This window comes from Streptomyces sp. LE64, from assembly GCF_052606915.1.
This window is the reverse complement of sequence record NZ_CP199708.1, coordinates 3,157,038-3,177,684: the sequence shown is the minus strand read 5'-3', so window position 1 is coordinate 3,177,684 and position 20,647 is coordinate 3,157,038. Positions and strand designations below refer to the sequence as shown.

Below are 20,647 nucleotides of genomic sequence, written 5' to 3'. Positions count from 1 at the left end.
GCGGCGCCCGGCGCGGGATGCGCGTGCGCCCGGGGGACGAACTGCTCCGGACGGATCAGACCGGTACCGCCGAACAGGTCCGGCGGCCACCGGTCCGGGACGGGACGGGACGGGGCGGGACGGGGCGGGACGGGGCGGGACGGGACGGGGCGGGACGGGGCGGGACGGGGCTGCGGATCAGTGCGGGGCCTGCCACACCACGCTGGCCCCCGTGCCCTCGTCCCCGATGCCGGGCCCGTACCAACTGTCGCCGCCCAGGGACTCGGCACGGCGTTTCAGGTTCCGCAGGCCGCTGCGCCGGCCGCCCTCGGGGATGCCGACCCCGTCGTCCGCCACCGTCAGCCGCACCCCGGGCCGTCCGTCCGGCAGCGGGACCGTCGCGTCGACCACCACCTCGATCCTGGTGGCCTCCGCGTGTCGGAAGGCGTTGGAGAGCGCCTCGCGCAGGGCGGCGATGAGGTTCTTGCCGGTGAGTTCCCCGACCACGGCGTCGACCGGGCCGACGAAGCGGTGCGCGGGCTTGAACCCCAGCGGCACGGCCGCCGTGTTGATCTCCCTGAGCACCCGGGTGCGCAGCCCGGACGGCGCCTCCGCGGGCCCCTGCTGGAGCGCGAAGATCGCGGTGCGGATCTCCTGGATGGTCACGTCGAGTTCGTCGACGGCCTTGCCCACGCCCTGTTGCACCGCCGGGTCGCCGGACTTGCGCTGGGCGCCCTCCAGCATCATGCCGGTCGCGAACAGCCGCTGGATCACCAGGTCGTGCAGGTCACGGGCGATCCGGTCGCGGTCCTCGTAGACCGCGAGCCGTTCCCGGTCCCGCTGCGCCTCCGCCATCTTCAGCGCCAGCGCGGCTTGGGCGGCGAACTGGCCGGCGAGGGTCCGCTCGGCCTCGGTGAAGGTGCGCGCGCCCCGCTCGCGCAGGGTGACCAGGGAGCCGAGCACCCGTCCCTCGCTCTGGAGGGGAAGCAGCATCACGGGGCCGAAGCGCCGCACCAGTTCGCTGAGCACCCGGGGGTCGGTGGCCGCGTCCTCCAGGAACACCGGTTCGCCGGCGAGCAGCAGTGCGGCGATCTGGCTCTCCGGGGGAATGACCCCGCCGGCCCCCTCGGGGTGGTCCTGGGAGGCCACGGCGACGACCTCCAGCCCGCCCTCGGCGGCGGGCAGCAGCACCAGTCCGGCCGCCGAGTCCGACAGTCCGCGGGCCTGCTCGGCGACGACCTGGAGCGCGTCCTCGGCGGCGCCGCCGGACAGCAGCGCGGTGGTCACCGCGACGGAGCCGTCGATCCAGCGCTCCCGCTGTCGGGCCGCCCCGTACAGCCGGGCGTTGCCGATGGCGATGCCGGCCTCCGTGGCCAGCACCCGCACGATGCTCAGGTCGTCCTCGTCGAACTCGGCGCCGCCGTGCTTCTCCGTCAGGTAGAGGTTGCCGAAGATCTCGCCCTGCACCCGGATGGGGACCCCGAGGAAGCTGCGCATGGGCGGGTGGTTCGGCGGGAAGCCGCAGGAGCGCGGATCGGTGGTCAGGTTCGCCAGGAGCACCGGCTCCGGGTGGTGGATCAGGGCGCCCAGCAGCCCGCGATGGCCGTCCGGCAACCGTCCGATGCGCTCCGCGGTCGCCCCGTCGATCCCGTGGTAGACGAAGTCGGAGAGTCCGTCGCCGTCCTCGGCGACCACGCCGATCGCCGCGTACTCGGCCCCGGCCAGTTCGGCCGCGGTCTCGCAGATCCGGTCCAGCGTCGAGTGGAGCTCCAGCCCGGTCCCGACCGACCGCATCGCGTCCAGCAACTGCGGGACCCGTGCGGCCAGCTCTCCGGACAGCCCCACGCCCTCTTCGCTCCGCTTCCCCGCCATGCCCAAAGCCTCACAACCTCCTGTGAACCGTGCAACTGACAGCGCCGTGCACACCGGGACCGCAAGCGGTCAGACCCTCGCGGCCAGCAGTTCCGTCGCCCCCTCACGATCCCGCATCCGGGCCAACGGCCCGTCGACCGCCACCAGTTCCCCGAACGTCCCGCGCTGCACGACCCGGCCGGCGTCCAGGACGATCACCTCGTCCACCTCCTCCAGTCCGGCCAGGCGGTGGGTGATCAGCACCGTGGTCCGTCCGACGGTGGCCGCCATCAGGTCCGTGGTCAGCGCATCGGCGGTCGGCAGGTCGAGGTGCTCGGCGGGCTCGTCCAAGACCAGCACCGGGAAGTCCGCGAGCAGCGCTCGGGCGAGGACGAGGCGCTGTCGTTGCCCACCGGACAGCCGGGCCCCGTGTTCGCCGACGAGCGTGTCGAGGCCCTCGGGCAGGGAGTCGACCCAGTCCAGCATCCGCACCCGCTCCAGCACCGCGGTCAGCTCCGCCTCGCCCGCGTCCCGCCGGGCCATCAGCAGGTTCTCCCGCACCGAACTGTCGAAGAGGTGGGCGTCCTGGGCGCACAATCCCACGAACTCCCGCACGGTGTCCCCGTCCAGGGCCTCCGCGGCCACCCCGCCGAGCTCGTAGGTTCCCGACGCCGGCTCCAGGAACCGGGCCAGCACCTGGGCGAGCGTGGTCTTCCCGGACCCCGAGGCCCCGACGACCGCGATCCGTCGCCCCTCCTCCAGGGTCAGGTCCACGGCGTGCAGCGCCCGGTCCCGCTGGCCCTCGTAGCGGGCGCTGAGCCGGTGCAGCCGGAGCGGGAACGGCGACTCCGGAGCCGGGGCGGGCGTCTCCGGTTCCCGTACCGGCTCGGGCGCGTCCAGCACCTCCTGGACGCGCTCGGCGCTCCTGCGCACCCGGTGGCGGTACTGGACGGCCAGCGGCAGTCCCATGACCGCTTCGAAGGCGGCGAGCGGGGTCAGCACCACGACGGCGGTCGTGACCCCGTTCAGGCGGCCTTCGGCCACCGCGGCCACCGCGACCAGTGCCGTGGCGGTGACGGTGAGGCCGGTGATCAGGGCGGTCAGCCCGTCGCCGAGCGCGGTCGCCTTCGCGGTGCGCGAAGCGATCCCGGTGAGTACCGCATCGGCCTGCCGGGCCCGCGCCGTCCGCTCGGGGAGGGCCCCCGCGACGGTCAGCTCCGCCGTTCCGCTCAGCAGCTCCGCGACCCGGTTCGCGAGGACCCCGCGGGCGGGGGCGAGTCGTAGCTCGGCCCGCCGGGCGATCGCGCCCGACAGCAGCGGCACCCCGGCCCCGGCGGCCAGCAGTCCCACGGCGAGCACCGCCCCGGCCTCGGGCAACAGCCAGGTGGTGAACCCGACGGCGCCGAGCGAGACCGTCACGGCGGCCCCGGCCGGCAGCAGCCAGCGCAGCCAGTAGTCCTGGAGGGCGTCGACGTCCGCGACCAACCGGGACAGCAGGTCACCGCGGCGGGTCTTCCGCAGCCCAGCGGGGGCGAGCCGTTCCAGGCGCCGGTACACGGCGACCCGGGTCTCCGCCAGCATCCGCAGCACCGCGTCATGGGAGACCAGCCGCTCCGCGTAGCGGAAGACCGCCCGCCCGATGCCGAAGGTGCGGGTCGCGGTGACGGCCGTCATCAGGTACAGCACCGGGGGCTGTTCGGAGGCGCGGGAGATCAGATAGCCGGAGACCGCCATCAACCCGACCGCGCTGCCCAGGGCCAGGCTGCCGAAGAGCAGGGCGAGGGCGAGACGCCCCCGGCGCGGCCCGGCCATCTCGCGCACCCGTGCCAGTACCGAGCGGCCCGGGTCCGTGCGCGGGACGGCGGCCGTGTCCTCGCGCTCCCGTCCCGGTTGGAACAGTTCGTCGCCGAAGGCGGTGGCCCTCTCCGCCCCGTCCGGGGCGGGGAGGCCGGTGGCCCCCGCCGGCGCGGCGGCTTCGGGCAGCGGAAGGGTGACGACCCGGTCGGCGACCGCTAGCAGGGCGGGCCGGTGCACCACCAGGAGAACGGTCCGGTGGGCGGCCAGCCTCCGTACGGCTTCGACGATCCCGGCCTCGGTGTCCCCGTCCAGCGCGGCCGTGGGCTCGTCGAGCAGCAGCACGGGTCGGTCCGCCAGGAAGGCCCGGGCCAGGGCGAGGCGCTGGCGTTGTCCGGCGGAGAGCCCCGCCCCGTCCTCGCCGAGGAGGGTGTCCACCCCGGCCGGCAGCGCGTCCACGAACTCCAGCGCCCCGGCGTCCCGCAGGGCGGAGCGGAGCGCGGACTCCTCGGCGTCCGGCCGGGCGAGTCGGACGTTCTCGGCGATCGAGCCGGCGAAGAGGTGGGGACGCTGGGGGACCCAGGCCACCTGACGGTGCCAGGACTCCCGGTCCACCCGGGCGAGGTCCACGCCCCCGACCAGCACCCGGCCCCGCTCGGGCCGGACGAACCCGAGCGCGGCCGCGATCAGGGTCGACTTGCCGGCGCCGCTGGGTCCGACGAGCGCCACGGTCTCCCCGGGACCCACCTCGAAGGACGCCCCGGTCACGGCGTCCGTCCAGCGTCCCGGGTAGCGCACGCCCACCCCCTCGAACCGCAGTCCCCCCGGGCCCGGCAGCTCGGTGCCGCCGTGGGGCGCCTCGGTCTCCAGGACCTCGAAGACCTCCTCCGCCGCCGCGAGCCCTTCGGCGGCGGCATGGTACTGGGCGCCCACCTGGCGCACCGGGAGGTACGCCTCGGGGGCGAGGATCAGGATGACGAGGCCGGTGTACAGGTCGAGCCCGCCGTGCACCAGCCGCATGCCGATGGTGACCGCGACCAGCGCGACGGAGAGGGTGGCCAGCAGTTCCAGGGCGAAGGAGGAGAGGAACGCGATCCGCAGCGTCCGCATGGTGGCGAGACGGTAGTCCCCGGTGATCGTGCGGATCGCCTCGGCCTGGGCCTTGGCCCGTCCGAAGACCTTCAGCGTGGGCAATCCGGCGACCACGTCCAGGAAGTGACCGGAGAGCCGGGAGAGCATCCGCCACTGCCGGTCCATCCGGGCCTGGGTGGCCCAGCCGATGAGGATCATGAAGAGGGGGATCAGGGGGAGCGTGCCCGCGATGATCGCGGCGGAGACCCAGTCCTCGGTGACGATGCGCAGCCCCACCGCCACCGGGACGACCACCGCGAGTCCCAGTTGGGGCAGGTAGCGCGAGAAGTAGTCGTCCAGTGCGTCCATGCCCCGGGTGGCGAGCGTGATGAGTGCTCCCGTCCGCTGTCCGCTCAGCCACCCCGGCCCCAGGGCGCCCGCGTGGTCCAACAGCCGTCCGCGGAGTTCGGACTTCACCGCCGCACTGGCCCGGTGGGCAGCGATCTCCGTGAGCCAGGAGACGGCGGAACGCCCCCCGGTCACCGCCACCAACAGCAGCAGCGGTGTCCTCAGGTCCGCCACCGAGCGCCCGTCCTGGAAGGCACCGACCACGATCTCCGCGAGGAACATGGCCTGGGCGATGACCAGCCCCGCCCCGACCAGGCCGAGGCCCACCACCAGGGCCAGGAAGCCCCGGGTGGCCCGGGCGTAGCGGAGCAGTCTCGGGTCGATCGGTTTCACGTGAAACACACCCTCGGGGGAGCCGGGTGTGTTTCACGTGAAACACACCCGCGGACAGGGACGGTCAGTGCGCCTCAGCGATGTGCTGGGTACCGATGCGCTTGCGGAACACCCAGTAGGTCCAGCCCTGGTAGAGGAGCACCACCGGAGTGGCGATGCCCGCGCACCAGGTCATGATCTTCAGGGTGTACGGCGTGGACGAGGCGTTCACGACGGTGAGGTTCCAGGCCGGATCCAGCGAGGACGGCATGACGTTCGGGAAGAGCGTCAGGAAGAGCATGGACACCGCGGCCACGATGGTGACGCCCGAGAAGGCGAACGCCCACCCCTCCCGGCCGGCCAGGTTGGTGGCCAGCGCGGCGCAGAGTGCCGCCACCGCCACGGCACTGGCGACCAGGCTGCTGCCGTCCCCGTGGTCGAGCTGGGTCCAGAGCAGGAAGCCCAGGGCGAGCACCGCGCTCAGCAGACCGATCTTGGTGGCGAGCGCCCGGGCCCGGAGCCGGATGTCCCCCACCGTCTTCAGCGCGACGAACACCGCGCCGTGGAGGGTGAACAGGCTGAGGGTGACCAGACCCCCCAGGAGGGCGTAGCCGTTCAGCAGGTCCAGGACGTTCCCCACGTACTCCTTGTCCTGGTCGATCTTCACGCCCCGGACGATGTTGCCGAAGGCGACGCCCCAGAGAAAGGCGGGGAGGAGCGAGCACCAGAAGATCGCGTTCTCCCAGTTCCGCTGCCACTTCTCCTCCGGTCGCTTGGCGCGGTACTCGAAGGCGACGCCGCGCACGATCAGACACACGAGGATCAGCAGCAGCGGCAGGTAGAAGCCGGAGAACAGGGTGGCGTACCACTCGGGGAAGGCCGCGAAGGTGGCCCCGCCCGCGCTGAGGAGCCACACCTCGTTGCCGTCCCAGACCGGACCGATCGTGTTGATCAGCACCCGCTTCTCCTGCCGCCCCCGGGCCAGGAGCTTGGTCAGGACGCCGACGCCGAAGTCGAAGCCCTCCAGGAAGAAGTAGCCGATCCACAGGACCGCGATCAGCACGAACCACACGTCGTGGAGTTGCATGTCCGCCCTTCCGTCAGTAGGAGAAGGCCATCGGCCGGTCGTCGCTGTGCCCACCGATCTTGGTGGGCGGATTCAGGTCGGCCTCGGTCAGTTCGGGCGGGCCCGCCTTGATGTACTTGGCGAGGAGCTTCACCTCGATGACAGCGAGGACCGCGTACAGCAGGGTGAAGACCACCATCGAGGTGATGACCTCGCCCTGACTGACTCCGGGGGAGACCGCGGAGCGCGTCTCCAGCACCCCGTACACCACCCAGGGCTGGCGCCCGGTCTCGGTGAAGATCCAGCCCCAGGAGTTGGCGATGAGGGGGAAGGCGAGCGTCCAGGCGGCCAGCAGCCAGTACCCCCGGGCCCACTTGGCGTGCAGCGGTCGGCGGAAGAGCACCAGGTGCGGCATCTCGTCCTCGCCGACCCTCAGCTGCTGTGGCAGCAGGAACTTCTTCCTGGTCAGCCAGAGTCCCAGCAGGCCGATGGCGAAGGAGGCCATGCCGAAGCCGATCATCCAGCGGAAGGACCAGAAGGCGACGGGGATGTTGGGCCGGTAGTCACCGGGGCCGTACTTCTCCTGCTCCGCGGCGTTCACGTCGTTGATGCCGGGCACGAAGGAGTTGAAGTCGTCGTTGGAGAGGAAGGACAGTATCCCGGGGATCTCGATGGCCACAGTGTTGTGGCCCTTGTCCACGTCCCCGTAGGCGAAGAGCGAGAAGGGCGCACCCTTCTGGCCGTCCCAGAGCGCCTCGGCCGCCGCCATCTTCATGGGCTGCTGCTCGAACATCACCTTGGCCAGGCGGTCACCGCTCACCGCGGTGAGCAGTCCGGCGACGGCGACGGTGACCAGGCCGAGCCGCAGCGAGGTCTTCATCACCGGCACGTGCTTCCCCCGCACCAGGTGGATCGCGGAGACCCCGACCATGAACGCCCCACCGGTGAGGAAGGCGGCCGTGAGGGTGTGGGCGACCTGGGTCAGGGTGGTGTTCTGACTCAGGACCGCCCAGAAGTCCGTGAGTTCCGCCCGACCCGCGACCTCGTTGATCCGGTACCCCACGGGGTGCTGCATCCAGGAGTTGGCGGCGAGGATGAAGTAGGCGGACAGGACGGTCCCGATCGCGACCATCCAGATCGTCGCCAGGTGCAGCTTCTTCGGCAGCTTGTCCCAGCCGAAGATCCACAACCCGATGAACGTCGACTCGAAGAAGAAGGCGATGAGCGCCTCGAACGCGAGCGGTGCCCCGAAGATGTCACCGACGAAGCGCGAGTAGTCCGACCAGTTCATCCCGAACTGGAACTCCTGCACGATGCCGGTCACGACGCCCATGGCGATGTTGATCAGGAAGAGCTTGCCCCAGAACTTGGTGGCCCGGAGGTACTTCTCCTTCCCCGTGCGCACCCACGCCGTCTGAAGCCCCGCGGTGAGTGCCGCCAGGGAGATCGTCAGCGGGACGAACAGAAAGTGGTAGACGGTCGTGATGCCGAACTGCCAGCGCGCCAGAGTCTCCGGCGCCAGAGCAAGATCCACGTCTCCTTCTCCTTACGTGCCGTGTTCACAGCCGCAGTCTTGCCCTTTTGATCTCTGACATAACAGGATGATCCAGGCGAGCTTGTGAACGCGTTCACATTCACAAGCATTATGTCCCACCCATTCCCGACGCTTGCACCCGGGGTCCCCCTTAGTGGAGGAAACAACCGCGACTCACCCCAAGAAACCCAGGAGCAGACAACAAGAGACCCCCGGAACCGAAGGTCTCGGCGCCCGGGGGCCTTCCACGAGGGGGCCCACGGCCCCCTCACATGACAGTGATCACAGCGTCGCGCGGAACTCCCCCGCGGCCCGCAGGAACAGGTCGTTCGCCTCCGGTTCCCCGAGGGAGATCCGCACGCCCTCGCCCGCGAAGGGCCGGACCACCACCCCGGCCCGTTCACATGCCGCCGCGAAGTCACCCGCGCGGTCGCCCAACCGGAGCCAGACGAAGTTCGCCTGCGAGGGCGGCACCGTCCACCCCTGCTCGACCAGCGCCGCGTGCACCCGCCCGCGTTCCCCCACCAACGCCCCCACCCGCCCCAACAGCTCGTCCTCGGCCCGGAGCGAGGCCACCGCCGCGTCCTGGGCGAGCTGGCTCACCCCGAAGGGCACCGCCGTCTTGCGCAAGGCCGCGGCCACCGGCTCGTGGGCCACCGCGAAGCCGACCCGCAACCCGGCGAGCCCGTACGCCTTGGAGAACGTCCGCAGCACGCAGACGTTGGGCCGGTCCCGGTAGAGCCGGACGCCGTCCGGCACCTCCGGGTCCCGGATGAACTCGCGGTACGCCTCGTCCAGGACCACCAGCACGTCCGCGGGCACCCGGTCGAGGAACCGTTCCAGCGCGGCCCGCCGGACCACGGTCCCCGTGGGGTTGTTCGGGTTGCAGACGAAGACCAAGCGGGTCCGCTCGGTGATCGCGTCCGCCATCGCGTCCAGGTCGTGCACGTCCTCCGCGGTCAACGGCACCTGCACCGAGGTCGCCCCGCTGACCTGGGTGATGATCGGGTACGCCTCGAAGGAGCGCCAGGCGTAGAGCACCTCGTCGCCCGGCCCCGCGGTCGCCTGGACCAGCTGCTGGGCGACGCCGACCGACCCGGTGCCCGTCGCCAGGTGGTCGACCGGCACGTCGAACCGTTCGGCCAGCTCGTTCACCAACTCCGTGGCCGCCAGGTCCGGGTAGCGGTTGAACGCCCCGGCAGCGGCGGTCACCCGCTCCAACACCCCCGGCAACGGGGGGTACGGGTTCTCGTTCGAGGACAGCTTGTAGGCCACCGGACCGCCGACCGCCGCGGGCTTGCCCGGCTTGTAGACGGGAATCCCCTCCAGCGCTTCCCGAAGCCTGGGACTCTGCTCGCTCACCACGCCGCTCCTCGATGTCGACCGCACCGTAATGCTCCACACCCTAAGAGGATTCCGGTTCCGCACAAGCCCCCGGCGAGGTCCCCGACCCCTCCGGGCGCAGCCGCTCCACGGTGCCCCCGCCCTCGTCCCCTCCGGGCGTCACCGCGGGGGCAGCGCGCGGAGGAAACCGCGCGCCCCTGGCTCGCGCCGTAGCGCGCATCCCTCGTCAAGGTGAGTTGAGACCTCTTCGAGACATGACCCGCCATAGAGGCCACCACCCCCGAGCGACCCCTCAATCACCGGCCATTCCCTCAACTACCTTGTCATTCACAGGCAAAACAAAGAAAAAACCTTGCAGAAACGTGCCTGTCAACCTGTGAATCTGCGTCCCTCCCACCCCACCGTCGGAGCCCTACTATCGGCACGCCATGACAGCAGCAGGGAAGCACCAGGTGAGCCGGGCGGACACCCCCCGCCGAGGCGGCCGGCCGGGTCGAGCGGGCATCAGGGATGTGGCCGCCGCCGCCGGTGTCTCCATCACGACGGTCTCCGACGCCCTCAACGGCAAGGGGCGGTTACCGGACGCGACCCGGCGTCACGTCCGCGAAGTCGCCGACCGGCTCGGCTACCGACCTTCGGCCGCCGCACGCACCCTCCGTACCGGCAAGTCCGGCCTCATCGGCCTGACCGTGACCACGTACGGGGATGAACCTTTCACCTTCACCGAGTTCGCCTACTTCGCCGAGATGGCGCGGGCCGCCACGTCCGCGGCGCTGGCCAGGGGGTACGCCCTCGTCATCCTGCCGGCGACCTCCCGCCGCAGCCCCGTGGACGTGTGGTCCAACGTCGCACTGGACGGCACCGTGGTGATCGACCCCTCCGACAAGGACCCCGTCGTCACCGAGCTGGTCCGCCAGGGCCTGCCCGTGGTCTCGGACGGCCGGCCCGCCGGTTCGCTCCCCGTCACCGCCTGGGTGGACAACGACCACGAGGCGGCCGTGCTCGGCATCCTCGACCACCTGGCCGCGGCGGGCGCCCGACGCATCGGACTGCTCACCGGCACCACCACCGACACCTACACCCACCTGTCGACCACGGCGTACCTGCACTGGTGCGAGCGGGTGGGGCAGGACCCCGTCTACGAGGCGTACCCGGCGCACGACCCGTGCGCGGGTGCCGTGGCCGCGGACCGCCTGCTGGCCCGACCCGACCGCCCCGACGCGGTGTACGGCCTCTTCGACCCGAACGGCACCGACCTGCTGGCCGCCGCCCGCCGGTACGGGCTGCGGGTCCCGGACGACCTGCTCCTGGTCTGTTGCAGCGAGTCGACCGTGTACGCCACCACCGAGCCGCCGATCACCACCCTGTCCCTGAAGCCCCGACGCATCGGCACAGCCGTCGTCCAACTCCTGATCGACGCGATCGAGGGTGCGGACTCCGACCAACCGGTGCAGCAGGTCATACCCACGGAACTGATCGTCCGCACCTCCTCCGAACGGCGTCACCCGCGGACCACCGTCAGCCCTCCCCGGTCACCGCACACCGGCTAGTCGGGGAGGTTCGGAAACCGGGTGCCTCTCAATTCGGGAGAAATGCGCGGTGAACCGGGCCGCCGATCCGATTCACCACCCCTGGGTCATCACACAGCGCGAGCCACATTCCTATGATGGGCGGACGACACCGCGGGCCGCTGCGACCAGGCAGTCCGATCCGGTGCAGTTGCGGCGCGAGGTGGTGGAGGGGTCGATGACTCAGGGGGCAGGTCAGGGACCCGTCGTGCGGACGCCGACGGTGCGCGACTTCCGGGTGCCGGCCTATGTGCACGAGGCCGGCCCCGTACCACCGGACCGGCCCGCCGCCCATCCCGATCCACGGCTCGCCCCGCCCCCACCGGCCGCGGCGGCCTACTCCCCGCCCTCCGGCGGCGGCCCGTACCCGGCGGGTCAGGAACCGGAGGGCTACACGCCGACCCAGCGCGACCTGCCGGTGATCAACCGCGGTGACACCCTCCAGGTACCGGTGACGCCGGCCCCGGTCCCGGCGCCCGCCCCGCGCGGGCCGGAGGGGCTCGGCCCGCTGTACGTGGTCGGCGACGTGCACGGCTATCTGACCGAGTTGGTCACCGCCCTGCACGAGAAGGGCCTGATCGACGCCGAGGGGAACTGGTCCGCGGGCAACACCCGCCTGTGGTTCCTCGGCGACTTCACCGACCGCGGGCCCGACGGCATCGGCGTGATCGACCTGGTGATGAAGCTGTCCGCCGAGGCCGCCGCCGCCGGCGGCTACTGCAAGGCCCTCATGGGCAACCACGAACTGCTGCTGATCGGAGCCCGCCGGTTCGGCGACACGCCGGTCAACTCCGGTGCCGGCACGGCCACCTTCCAGGCCGCCTGGCTGCTCAACGGCGGCCAGAAGTCCGACATGGACCGCCTCCAGGACCACCACCTCCAGTGGATGTCCCGTCTCGACGCGATGGTCGAGGAGGACGACCACCTGCTGCTCCACTCGGACACCACCGCCTACCTGGAGTACGGCGCCTCCGTCGAGGAGGTGAACGACACCGTCCGCGAGACGCTGACGCGCAACGACGCCGACGAGTGCTGGGACCTGTTCCGCAAGTTCACCAAGCGCTTCGCCTTCCGCGACGAAGCAGGGCCCCGGGCGGCCCGGGAACTCCTCGCCGCCTACGGGGGGTCCCGCATCGTGCACGGTCACAGCCCCATCCCCTACCTGCTGGGCGAGGTCGTCTCCGAGGACGGCGACGACAGCCGCGGCCCGGTGGTGGAGGGCCCGCACGTCTACGCCGACGGGCTGGCGATCGCCATGGACGGCGGGGTGACCATGGCCGGAAGCCTGTTGGTACAGCAACTCCCGCTGCACGCTTGAACGTTGCGCGGTCCTCCGCCCGAGCGAAGGATCTTGCGGTCCGATAGCACTATTTTCGGAAATCCACTGTCACCCCGTACGGTGTCGGGCCTACCATCGCCCTACCCTTGGCGGGCTTCCCTCCGTTTCTGCTCGACGGCCCTCCACCGGGAGGGCCGTCCGCCCCACGGAGCATCGGGGGATGCACATGAACAGCGTTCCGCGGCAGCTGTCGAGAGAGGACCGCATCGCGTACGAGCGGCTCCTCGACGAAACCCTGCGCACCGTCCCGCACCATCCGGAACTGGCCGTTTCCGGCGACCGGTTCACCCTCGAACGGCTCCGCGCCGTGGCCCTGGACGCCAGCGCCCTGATCACCTCGGCGGCGGACGCCGAGTACAAGGCGTACACCTCGGTCCGCGCCCGGGCCCGGGCGGAGGCCCGCACGGACGGTTCGGCCGCGGTCGAGGGGCACGCCGGCGCGGGGGTCCTCGCCGTGCTCACCGTCCTGGCCCCGGTCCTCGCCGGCACGGCGGCCGTGATCTTCCTGCTCGTCGGCTACGCCCTCCGGGCCCTCGCCCCCCAACTGGCGCTCGGCCGGACCCTGCTCAACACGGGCTGGGCCTTCGGCGCGCTGACCGCGGTGACGATCCTGATCGCCGGCGCCGGCATCCTGGTCTCCGCCCTGCGCAACGACGCGACCGCCCTGCGGGCCGACGCACCGCGCGCCATCGACGCCGAGGTGGAAGCGGCCGGGCAGCGCTGGCGGGAGGCGCTCCGGGAGCGGGGCATCCTGCCCTTCCTGCGGAACGTGCTGGCCGAGGCGCCCGCCCCGGAGGAACCGAGCGCGGAGCCGGACCCCCGCACCGCGGGGCCCTCCGGCGGGAGCCCCGTGGGCTCCGCCCCGGCCGGCCGGATGCCCCACCTGGGCTACCACCGGCCGGGGTTCAGCAGCCCCGACCAGGGGCGGACCGACGCCCGCCCCAGCTACTCCCGTCCGCGCTACAGCAGCCCGGACTCCGGCGGACCGGGGGACCGGCCCGAATAGGGCCGGGCCCGGCGCGCCCGGGGGCGGTCAGTCGGCCATCGGCAGGTAGACCCGGTTGCCCGAGGCCGCGAACTCCTTCGACTTCTCCAGCATCCCGGCCTCGATCTCCTCCGCGGTGGCGTCCGCAGCACCGCCGAACTGCTCGGTGATGCTCCGGCTGATCTTCATCGAGCAGAACTTCGGGCCGCACATGGAACAGAAGTGCGCCGTCTTGGCCGGCTCGGCGGGGAGCGTCTCGTCGTGGAAGGAGCGCGCGGTGTCCGGGTCGAGCGCCAGGTTGAACTGGTCCTCCCAACGGAACTCGAAGCGGGCGTCCGACAGCGCGTCGTCCCACTCCTGGGCCCCGGGGTGCCCCTTGGCCAGGTCCGCTGCGTGCGCAGCGATCTTGTACGTGATGACGCCGGTCTTGACGTCGTCGCGGTTGGGCAGCCCCAGGTGCTCCTTGGGGGTGACGTAGCAGAGCATCGCCGTCCCCCACCAGGCGATCATCGCGGCGCCGATGCCGGAGGTGATGTGGTCGTAGGCGGGCGCGATGTCCGTGGTCAGCGGGCCGAGGGTGTAGAAGGGGGCCTCCTCGCAGATCTCCTGCTGGAGGTCGATGTTCTCCTTGATCTTGTGCATCGGGACGTGCCCGGGGCCTTCGATCATGGTCTGGACGTCGAAGCCCTTGGCGATCCGGTTCAGCTCGCCGAGGGTGCGCAACTCTGCGAACTGGGCCTCGTCGTTGGCGTCCGCGATGGAGCCCGGGCGGAGTCCGTCGCCCAGCGAGTAGGTCACGTCGTAGGTGGCGAGGATCTCGCAGAGCTCCTCGAAGTTCTCGTAGAGGAACGACTCCTTGTGGTGCGCCAGGCACCAGGCGGCCATGATCGAACCGCCCCGGGAGACGATCCCGGTCTTGCGCCGTGCGGTGAGCGGGACGTACGGAAGTCGCACGCCGGCGTGGACGGTCATGTAGTCCACGCCCTGCTCGGCCTGCTCGATGACCGTGTCCTTGTAGATCTCCCAGGTCAACTCCTCCGCCTTGCCGTCCACCTTCTCCAACGCCTGGTAGAGCGGCACCGTTCCGATCGGGACGGGGGAGTTGCGGAGCACCCACTCGCGGGTGGTGTGGATGTTGCGGCCGGTGGAGAGGTCCATGACCGTGTCGGCGCCCCAGCGGGTCGCCCAGGTCATCTTCTCCACCTCCTCCTCGATGGAGGAGGTCACCGCGGAGTTGCCGATGTTCGCGTTGACCTTCACCAGGAACCGCTTGCCGATGATCATCGGCTCGATCTCCGGGTGGTTCACGTTCGCCGGCAGCACCGCCCGGCCGGCCGCGATCTCCGCGCGCACCACCTCGGGTTCGACCTCCTCCCGGAGGGCCACGAACTCCATCTCCGGGGTGATCTCGCCGCGCCGCGCGTAGGCGAGCTGGGTGACCCGCGCCCCGTCGCGTCCGCGACGCGGCAGCCGGGGGCGGCCGGGGAACACCGCGTCGAGGTTGCGCAGCCCGCCGCGCGGCGAGGTGTGCTTGATCCCGTCGTCCTCCGGACGGACGGGACGCCCCGTGTACTCCTCGGTGTCCCCGCGGGCGACGATCCAGTTCTCCCGCAGGGGCGGCAGCCCGCGGCGCACGTCGGTGTCGGCGTGCGGATCGGTGTACGGGCCGGAGGTGTCGTACAGCGTGACCGACCGACCGTTGGTGAGGTGGACTTGACGGACCGGCACCCGCAGGTCGGGGCGGGTGCCCTCGACGTACGCCTTGTGCCAACCGGGGGTCGGCGTCGACCCGGCCGGCTGCTCGGAGCCCTCCGCGGCGTCCGCGACCGGTGCGGTCACGGCAGGCGTGCGTGCGTCCTCGATGGTCATGAGACCTACTCCCTACGCCGGCATTACCCGGTAACAGGTTCAGCGGTCGACGCAGCGGCTCTCCGCCGGAGCCCCGACGCACGAGGCGTCGAACGGGCCCGGGTACGGAGGTCAGCGCCCTCTCAGCCCGGTGCTCCGAGCTCCCGCGTGTGCAAAGGTGTTCCCACGCTAGCGCCATCCCTGGCGTGCTGAACAGTGGGCCCCGGTCGTTCTTGCGATGATCGGTCGGTGACCACGACGCCGCAGCCCCCCGTACCGCCCCCCGGGCAGCCTTGGCAGCCGCCGCCCGCTCCGGCACCACCAGCCCCTCCCTCCGGCCCCCGGGGCCCGGAACACGGGGGCCACTCGGGCCACGGCGGGCACGGGGGTCACGGGCACTCCCACTCCCACGGGCCGGCGGCTCCGGTCTCGGCGCGGCTGCGGCGCATCATCGCGGCCGTCCTGATCCCCTTCGCCACCGCGGTCCTGGTGGGGTTGGCGGTGCTGTGGCCGGGCGGCGCGCCCGGCCACGAACGCACCGGGGTCGGCTTCGACCGGCAGACCCAGCAGGCGACGGTGACCCGGATCGACCGGGTGGACTGCGCGTCCGTCAACGCCGGTGCGGTGCCCCCGACCGGCGACACCTCGACCGCGGAGGGCAGCGAGGCCCAGCAGCGGGCCGCGGGTACCTGCGGCAAGGCCACCATCGAGGTGACCACGGGACCCCACGCGGGCCGGACGTTCACGGAGATCGTGCAGCCGGACGCCTCCCGGCAGTTGGAGACCGGGCAGGGGGTGATCGTCGCCTATGCGCCGGACGCGCCCCGGGACCTCCAGTACTCGGTGGCGGACGTCAACCGACGTCTCCCGATGGCCCTGCTCGCCGGTGTGTTCGCGCTCGCCGTGGTGCTGGTCGGGCGGTTGCGGGGGCTGATGGCCCTGGTCGCCCTCGCGGTGAGCTTCCTGGTGCTGACGTTCTTCATCCTGCCCGCGATCCTCCAGGGCTCGAACCCGCTGGTGGTGGCGGTGGTCGGGGCGAGCGCGATCATGCTCATCGCGCTGTACATGTGCCACGGGCTCTCCGCCCGGACCTCGGTGGCCGTCCTGGGGACCCTGGTGTCCCTGCTGCTGATCGGGGTGCTGGGTTCGCTGTTCATCGGCTGGGCGGCGCTGTCGGGGGACACCGACGACAACACCGGCCTCATCCACGGCCTGTACCCGTCGATCGACATGAGCGGGCTGCTGCTGGCCGGGGTGATCATCGGCTCGCTCGGCGTGCTGGACGACGTGACCGTCACCCAGACCTCGGCGGTGTGGGAGCTGCACCAGGCCGATCCGACCATGAGCCGGCGCGCCCTGTACCGCGCGGGCATCCGCATCGGCCGGGACCACATCGCCTCGGTGGTGAACACGCTGGTGCTGGCGTACGCGGGCGCCGCGCTGCCGCTGCTGTTGCTGTTCTCGATCGCGCAGAGCTCCGTCGGGGCGGTGGCCAACAGCGAGTTGGTGGCCGAGGAGATCGTCCGCACCCTGGTCGGTTCGATCGGGCTCGTGGCGTCCGTACCGGTGACGACGGCGCTGGCCACCCTGGTGGTGGCCGCGGACCGGACCGGCGGGCCGGCCGCCGGACGGACGGTTCTCCCGCCCGGCGGACGCGGCCGTCGTCGCAAGGCCCGGGCCTGAGGCGCACGGTTGGTGACACGGCGTCAGCCGGCGCTCTGCTCCTCCGCGAGGATGCGGTCCAGGGCCTGGTCCAACAACGTGTCGAAGCCCGCCATGGCCCGCTCCTGCCCCAGTGGAACGATCTTGTCCGTGCGGTCGAGGAACGCGATGAGCGGTGCCACCCCGGCACGGAAGACCGCCTGTTCCGCGCCCACCTGAAGGGTGATCAACACATCGCTGAGGATCTCCGGATCGTCCGGAGCGATGTGCACGTCCCCGTCCCCGCACGGCTCGGCGACCCCGTCCACCAGCAGCTCGCGGCCGAACGTCCAACTCACCGGCGCGTCGCCGGGAAGATGGAAGGTCAGCCGTACCGCATAGGGATCAGCACTGTCGTACCGCAGTTCCACGGGAATGCGGAACGTGAGCTCCTCGGAGACGAGAAAGCTCATCATGACTTCTGCCTGTACCGACTCGCGCATTGGCTACCCCGTCGTGTGGCGTCGACTGGCCAGGAATCAGCCCCCTGACACTCATGGCATCTTGCTTAACGTACACGACAGATCACAAGGAGTGAGTTTTCAGATGCTGATAGAGAAAGCGGGTGTCCCTAGCAGTCTTCCGACTTCTCGCTCCAACCGGGCGAGCATGGGCAGCAACCGGTCCTCCTGGTGCGCGGGCAGCGAGAAACCGATCGCCATCGCCGTGGTCCCCACCATGAGGGGCAGGGCGGCGCAGACCGTGCCCAGGGCGTACTCCTGGTGCTCCAGCACGGGTTGCATCCGGTCCACCGCCGCGAGACGCCTGAGGAAGCTCTCCTCGTCCCGCACGGAGTAGGGGGTCACGTAGCGGACGGGGTGCCGGTGCAGGTGGTCCCGGCGGGCCTTCTCCCCGAGTTGGGACAACAGGCACTGGCCGAGCGCATGGGCGTGCCCGGTCTCCCGGAAGTCGGCCCACTCCTCGACGGCGGGGTGCGCCGGACTGTCGGCCACCGCCACGAGCTCGATCTCGCCGTTCCGGTAGACCCCGAAGTACACCGGTGCGCCGAGGAGGTCGCGGCAGTGCCCGAGCGCGTCCTGGATCATGCTGCGACGATTCTGCTTGGCACCGGCACCGCCCAACCGCCCCGCGGCCTCCGCCAGCCGGTAGACGCCGCGCTCCCGGCGCACATAGCCCTCGTGCGCCAGGGTGCGCAGCAGGTGGTACGCGGTGGGCAGGGCCACACCGGCCTCGCGCGCCAACTGCTTGGCGGGCGCGCCCTCGGGACGCGAGGCCGCCGCCTCCAGCAGTCGCAGGGCGCGCTGCACGGAGCCGATCAGGGTGGGGACGGGATCATCCGAGGCCAAGGCTCACTCCCGTGGCGAGTGGGTGTCCGGTTCGACTGTAGTCGTCCGATCCGGACTATCTCCAGATGTCAGGCAATCTTCCCTCTGGAGGGGGACCTCGGCTCCGGTTCCCGTGCCGTGCGGATGTGCTACCCGTCACCCCGTGACGCCGTGAACTTCCGGACCACGTAGATCAGTCCGGCGACCAGCACCACGAGCACCAGCACCTTGAAGAGCACGCCCACGAGGAAGGAGAGCACTCCGACGATCAGCCCGCCGAACACGAAGAGCGCGATGACCGGCACCGCGACCCACTTCACCCACCACGGCACACCCGCGAGGATCTCCTGCACGATTCCTTCCCTCCGTTCCGCGTCACCGGCGTCCGCACCCGCGGGCCCGGGCCGGAGGGTGCTCCATCCTGTACGTGCTCCCGATGCTAGGACGCGCGCGGGCCCGGCGGACGCCCACGGCCCCTTGTCCTCCCCTGAGCGCACCCTGAAGGAACCCCGAGTCCGGACCGCCGTCGCGGTCAGCTCTCGGGCGGGGAGAACACCACCAGGACCCGCAGGTCCTCGGTGATGTGGTGGAACTTGTGCTCCACCCCGGCCGGCACGTACACGACGCTGCCGCGCGCCACCGTCGTCGTCTCCGGGCCCACGGTGATCGAGGCCCGCCCGCTCACCACGAAGTACACCTCGTCCTGGCCGTGGGGCTGCTGCGGGTCCTGAGCCCCGGCATCGAGCGCGTACAGGCCCACCGACATGTTCCGCTCCCGCAGGAACTGTAGGTACGCGCCCTCGTTCGCGGCCCGCTCGATCTCCAACTCGTCCAGTCGGAATGCCTTCATCTGCCTGCCCGTCCCTGTCCGGTCCGCGTCCCGCCCGCCCGTTCCCGCGGCCGTCGCGCGGCAACGGTAGCCCCCGGGGGGGGGGTCACCCGGCCGGGCTCGTCTGTCACGATCAGACACATGATGAATTTCCTCGTCAAGACGCTCGCGAACGCCGGCGCCCTGGCCGTGGCGATCTGGCTGCTCGACAAGATCACTCTCACCGGGGACACCGGGGAGGCGGCGGTCGCGCTGATCATCGTCGCGCTGATCTTCGGCTTGGTGAACGTCGTCGTCAAGCCGGTCGTGAAGATCCTGACCTTCCCCCTGTTCATCCTGACCCTGGGCCTGATCACCCTCGTGGTGAACGCGCTGATGCTCTTGCTGACCTCGTGGGTCGCGGAGAAGCTGGACGTGGGCTTCCACGTCGACGGATTCTGGACCGCGGTCTTCGGCGGGCTCATCATCTCCGTCGTGTCCTGGGCACTGAACGTGGTCCTGCCCGACGACGACTGACGGGCCCGACGGACCCGTCGACGACAGGAAGGAAACGGGACGATGACGGCGGAGGACGCGGCGCGGAGCGTCGGGGACGGCACCCGAGCGGTACGCGCGGGGCTGCCCGAACCCGTGAAGCACGAGCCGGCACTACCGGGGCCGGTGTTCGCGGCGCACTTCCACCTACCCGGTGAGGCGACGGGTCCCTACCGGTACGCGCGGGAGGAGAACCCCACCTGGACCTGGTTGGAACGGGCGATCAGCGAGTTGGAAGCGCCGGCCGCGCCCGAGGGGACGGTCGAGACGCTGACGTTCGCCTCCGGCATGGCCGCCGTGTCCGCCACGCTCTTCTCCCAACTCCGGGCGGGCGACAGCGTGGTCCTGCCCTCGGACGGGTACCAGGTGCTGCCCCTGATCCAGGAGCAGCTCACCGCGTACGGCATCACGGTGCGCACGGCCCCGACCGCGGGGGACGCACAGCTGGAGGTCCTCGACGGGGCGCGGTTGCTCTGGATCGAAACGCCCTCCAACCCCGGATTGGACGTCTGCGACCTGCGGCGCACCATCGACGCCGCCCATGCCCGGGGGGCGATGGTGGCGGTCGACAACACCCTGGCCACGCCCCTGGGACAACGACCGCTGGAACTCGGGGCGGACTTCTCGGTGGGGAGTGGGACCAAGCAGCTCACGGGGCACGGAGACCTCCTCCTCGGCTACGTCAGCTGTCGCCCGGAAGCCGCCGTTGCCGTACGACGCTGGCGGAAGCTGATCGGAGCCATCCCCGGCCCCATGGAAGCCTGGCTGGCCCATCGTTCCCTGGCCACCCTCCAGGTCCGTGCCGATCGTCAGAACGCGAACGCCCTGGCCCTCGCCGAGGCCCTCCGCACCCGACCCGAGGTCACCGGACTCCGGTACCCCGGACTGCCCGAGGACCCGGGCCACGCCATCGCCGCTCGGCAGATGCGACGGTTCGGCTGTGTGGTGTCCTTCACCTTGCCGTCCCGTGGCCATGCCGAGCGGTTCCTGGAGGCACTGACCCTGGTGGACGACGCCACCAGCTTCGGCGGGGTCCGGTCCACCGCGGAGCGCCGCCGCCGCTGGGGCGGTGACGCGGTGTCCGAGGGCTTCATCCGTCTGTCCGCCGGCATCGAGGATCCCCAGGACCTGATCCACGACGTCCTCCGGGCCCTGGAGCGGTCGGGGTGAGGTCCCGGGGCACCGCCCGCGATGTTTC

The 20,647-nt window shown here is 71.3% G+C and carries 16 protein-coding genes; 6 read left to right on the top strand and 10 right to left on the bottom strand.

Translation table 11 applies throughout. The annotated features are described in order from the left end of the window. Window positions 1–177: 177 nt before the first annotated feature. The 5 genes from ACSMX9_RS14400 to hisC form a co-directional block, all read right to left on the bottom strand. Window positions 178–1,851 carry a sensor histidine kinase gene (locus ACSMX9_RS14400; protein ID WP_351245315.1) on the bottom strand — a complete coding sequence of 558 codons (1,674 nt, stop codon included), beginning with the start codon at window positions 1,849–1,851 and terminating at the stop codon, window positions 178–180. 69 nt (window positions 1,852–1,920) lie between these two features. Continuing rightward, window positions 1,921–5,436, bottom strand: coding sequence for a thiol reductant ABC exporter subunit CydD (gene cydD, locus ACSMX9_RS14395; protein WP_445402702.1), 3,516 nt, complete (start codon window positions 5,434–5,436; stop codon window positions 1,921–1,923). Between the two features lie 64 nt (window positions 5,437–5,500). Then, on the bottom strand, window positions 5,501–6,502 hold the full coding sequence (gene cydB / locus ACSMX9_RS14390; protein WP_445402701.1) for a cytochrome d ubiquinol oxidase subunit II: 1,002 nt from the start codon (window positions 6,500–6,502) through the stop codon (window positions 5,501–5,503). Window positions 6,503–6,515: 13 nt separating this feature from the next. Beyond that, the gene (locus ACSMX9_RS14385) at window positions 6,516–8,015 is read right to left on the bottom strand and encodes a cytochrome ubiquinol oxidase subunit I (protein ID WP_445402700.1); all 1,500 of its coding nucleotides are present in this window, start codon (window positions 8,013–8,015) and stop codon (window positions 6,516–6,518) included. A 282-nt stretch (window positions 8,016–8,297) separates the two neighbouring features. Beyond that, window positions 8,298–9,377 (bottom strand): histidinol-phosphate transaminase, encoded by a 1,080-nt coding sequence (gene hisC / locus ACSMX9_RS14380; protein ID WP_445402699.1) that lies wholly within the window; start codon window positions 9,375–9,377, stop codon window positions 8,298–8,300. Window positions 9,378–9,787: 410 nt separating this feature from the next. Between hisC and ACSMX9_RS14375 the strand changes: the two genes are divergently transcribed. The 3 genes from ACSMX9_RS14375 (at window position 9,788) to ACSMX9_RS14365 (ending at window position 13,272) form a co-directional block, all read left to right on the top strand. Next, a complete protein-coding gene (locus tag ACSMX9_RS14375; RefSeq protein WP_445402698.1) occupies window positions 9,788–10,909 on the top strand; it encodes a LacI family DNA-binding transcriptional regulator in 1,122 nt (373 codons plus the stop codon). A 196-nt stretch (window positions 10,910–11,105) separates the two neighbouring features. Further along, on the top strand, window positions 11,106–12,245 hold the full coding sequence (locus ACSMX9_RS14370) for a metallophosphoesterase (protein WP_445402697.1): 1,140 nt from the start codon (window positions 11,106–11,108) through the stop codon (window positions 12,243–12,245). 181 nt (window positions 12,246–12,426) lie between these two features. Next, window positions 12,427–13,272: a hypothetical protein gene (locus ACSMX9_RS14365; protein ID WP_445402696.1), complete on the top strand. Its 846-nt coding sequence runs from the start codon at window positions 12,427–12,429 to the stop codon at window positions 13,270–13,272. 27 nt (window positions 13,273–13,299) lie between these two features. On the opposite strand, the gene thiC is transcribed toward ACSMX9_RS14365, so the two are convergent. Beyond that, window positions 13,300–15,120, bottom strand: a complete 1,821-nt coding sequence (gene thiC, locus ACSMX9_RS14360) for a phosphomethylpyrimidine synthase ThiC (protein WP_445402695.1) — start codon at window positions 15,118–15,120, stop codon at window positions 13,300–13,302. Window positions 15,121–15,348: 228 nt separating this feature from the next. On the opposite strand from thiC, the gene ACSMX9_RS14355 reads away from it, so the two are divergent. Continuing rightward, window positions 15,349–16,782 carry a YibE/F family protein gene (locus tag ACSMX9_RS14355; RefSeq protein WP_445402694.1) on the top strand — a complete coding sequence of 478 codons (1,434 nt, stop codon included), beginning with the start codon at window positions 15,349–15,351 and terminating at the stop codon, window positions 16,780–16,782. Window positions 16,783–16,805: 23 nt separating this feature from the next. Here ACSMX9_RS14355 and ACSMX9_RS14350 read toward each other — a convergent pair whose 3' ends face one another. The 4 genes from ACSMX9_RS14350 to ACSMX9_RS14335 form a co-directional block, all read right to left on the bottom strand. Further along, window positions 16,806–17,243, bottom strand: coding sequence for an SsgA family sporulation/cell division regulator (locus ACSMX9_RS14350; protein WP_351245295.1), 438 nt, complete (start codon window positions 17,241–17,243; stop codon window positions 16,806–16,808). Between the two features lie 99 nt (window positions 17,244–17,342). After that, window positions 17,343–18,068: an IclR family transcriptional regulator gene (locus ACSMX9_RS14345; RefSeq protein ID WP_445402991.1), complete on the bottom strand. Its 726-nt coding sequence runs from the start codon at window positions 18,066–18,068 to the stop codon at window positions 17,343–17,345. A gap of 167 nt (window positions 18,069–18,235) precedes the next feature. Next, window positions 18,236–18,439, bottom strand: coding sequence for a DUF5326 family protein (locus tag ACSMX9_RS14340; protein WP_351245293.1), 204 nt, complete (start codon window positions 18,437–18,439; stop codon window positions 18,236–18,238). A 179-nt stretch (window positions 18,440–18,618) separates the two neighbouring features. Next, window positions 18,619–18,936: a cupin domain-containing protein gene (locus ACSMX9_RS14335; protein ID WP_445402693.1), complete on the bottom strand. Its 318-nt coding sequence runs from the start codon at window positions 18,934–18,936 to the stop codon at window positions 18,619–18,621. 120 nt (window positions 18,937–19,056) lie between these two features. Here ACSMX9_RS14335 and ACSMX9_RS14330 point away from each other — a divergent pair, with 120 nt between their 5' ends. Together ACSMX9_RS14330 and ACSMX9_RS14325 are read left to right on the top strand one after the other, a co-directional pair. Next, window positions 19,057–19,431: a phage holin family protein gene (locus tag ACSMX9_RS14330; RefSeq protein WP_445402692.1), complete on the top strand. Its 375-nt coding sequence runs from the start codon at window positions 19,057–19,059 to the stop codon at window positions 19,429–19,431. Window positions 19,432–19,473: 42 nt separating this feature from the next. Continuing rightward, a complete protein-coding gene (locus ACSMX9_RS14325) occupies window positions 19,474–20,619 on the top strand; it encodes a cystathionine gamma-lyase (RefSeq protein WP_445402691.1) in 1,146 nt (381 codons plus the stop codon). The last annotated feature ends 28 nt before the right edge of the window (window positions 20,620–20,647 follow it).

Excerpts from the sequence above, each read along its gene's own strand:
- cydB (WP_445402701.1), bottom strand. The coding sequence starts at position 6,502 with ATGCAACTCCACGACGTGTGGTTCGTGCTGATCGCGGTCCTGTGGATC.
- ACSMX9_RS14370 (WP_445402697.1), top strand. The coding sequence starts at position 11,106 with ATGACTCAGGGGGCAGGTCAGGGACCCGTCGTGCGGACGCCGACGGTG.
- ACSMX9_RS14365 (WP_445402696.1), top strand. The coding sequence starts at position 12,427 with ATGCACATGAACAGCGTTCCGCGGCAGCTGTCGAGAGAGGACCGCATC.
- ACSMX9_RS14375 (WP_445402698.1), top strand. The coding sequence starts at position 9,788 with ATGACAGCAGCAGGGAAGCACCAGGTGAGCCGGGCGGACACCCCCCGC.
- ACSMX9_RS14400 (WP_351245315.1), bottom strand. The coding sequence starts at position 1,851 with ATGGCGGGGAAGCGGAGCGAAGAGGGCGTGGGGCTGTCCGGAGAGCTG.
- thiC (WP_445402695.1), bottom strand. The coding sequence starts at position 15,120 with ATGACCATCGAGGACGCACGCACGCCTGCCGTGACCGCACCGGTCGCG.
- ACSMX9_RS14325 (WP_445402691.1), top strand. The coding sequence starts at position 19,474 with ATGACGGCGGAGGACGCGGCGCGGAGCGTCGGGGACGGCACCCGAGCG.
- ACSMX9_RS14330 (WP_445402692.1), top strand. The coding sequence starts at position 19,057 with ATGATGAATTTCCTCGTCAAGACGCTCGCGAACGCCGGCGCCCTGGCC.
- ACSMX9_RS14335 (WP_445402693.1), bottom strand. The coding sequence starts at position 18,936 with ATGAAGGCATTCCGACTGGACGAGTTGGAGATCGAGCGGGCCGCGAAC.
- ACSMX9_RS14350 (WP_351245295.1), bottom strand. The coding sequence starts at position 17,243 with ATGCGCGAGTCGGTACAGGCAGAAGTCATGATGAGCTTTCTCGTCTCC.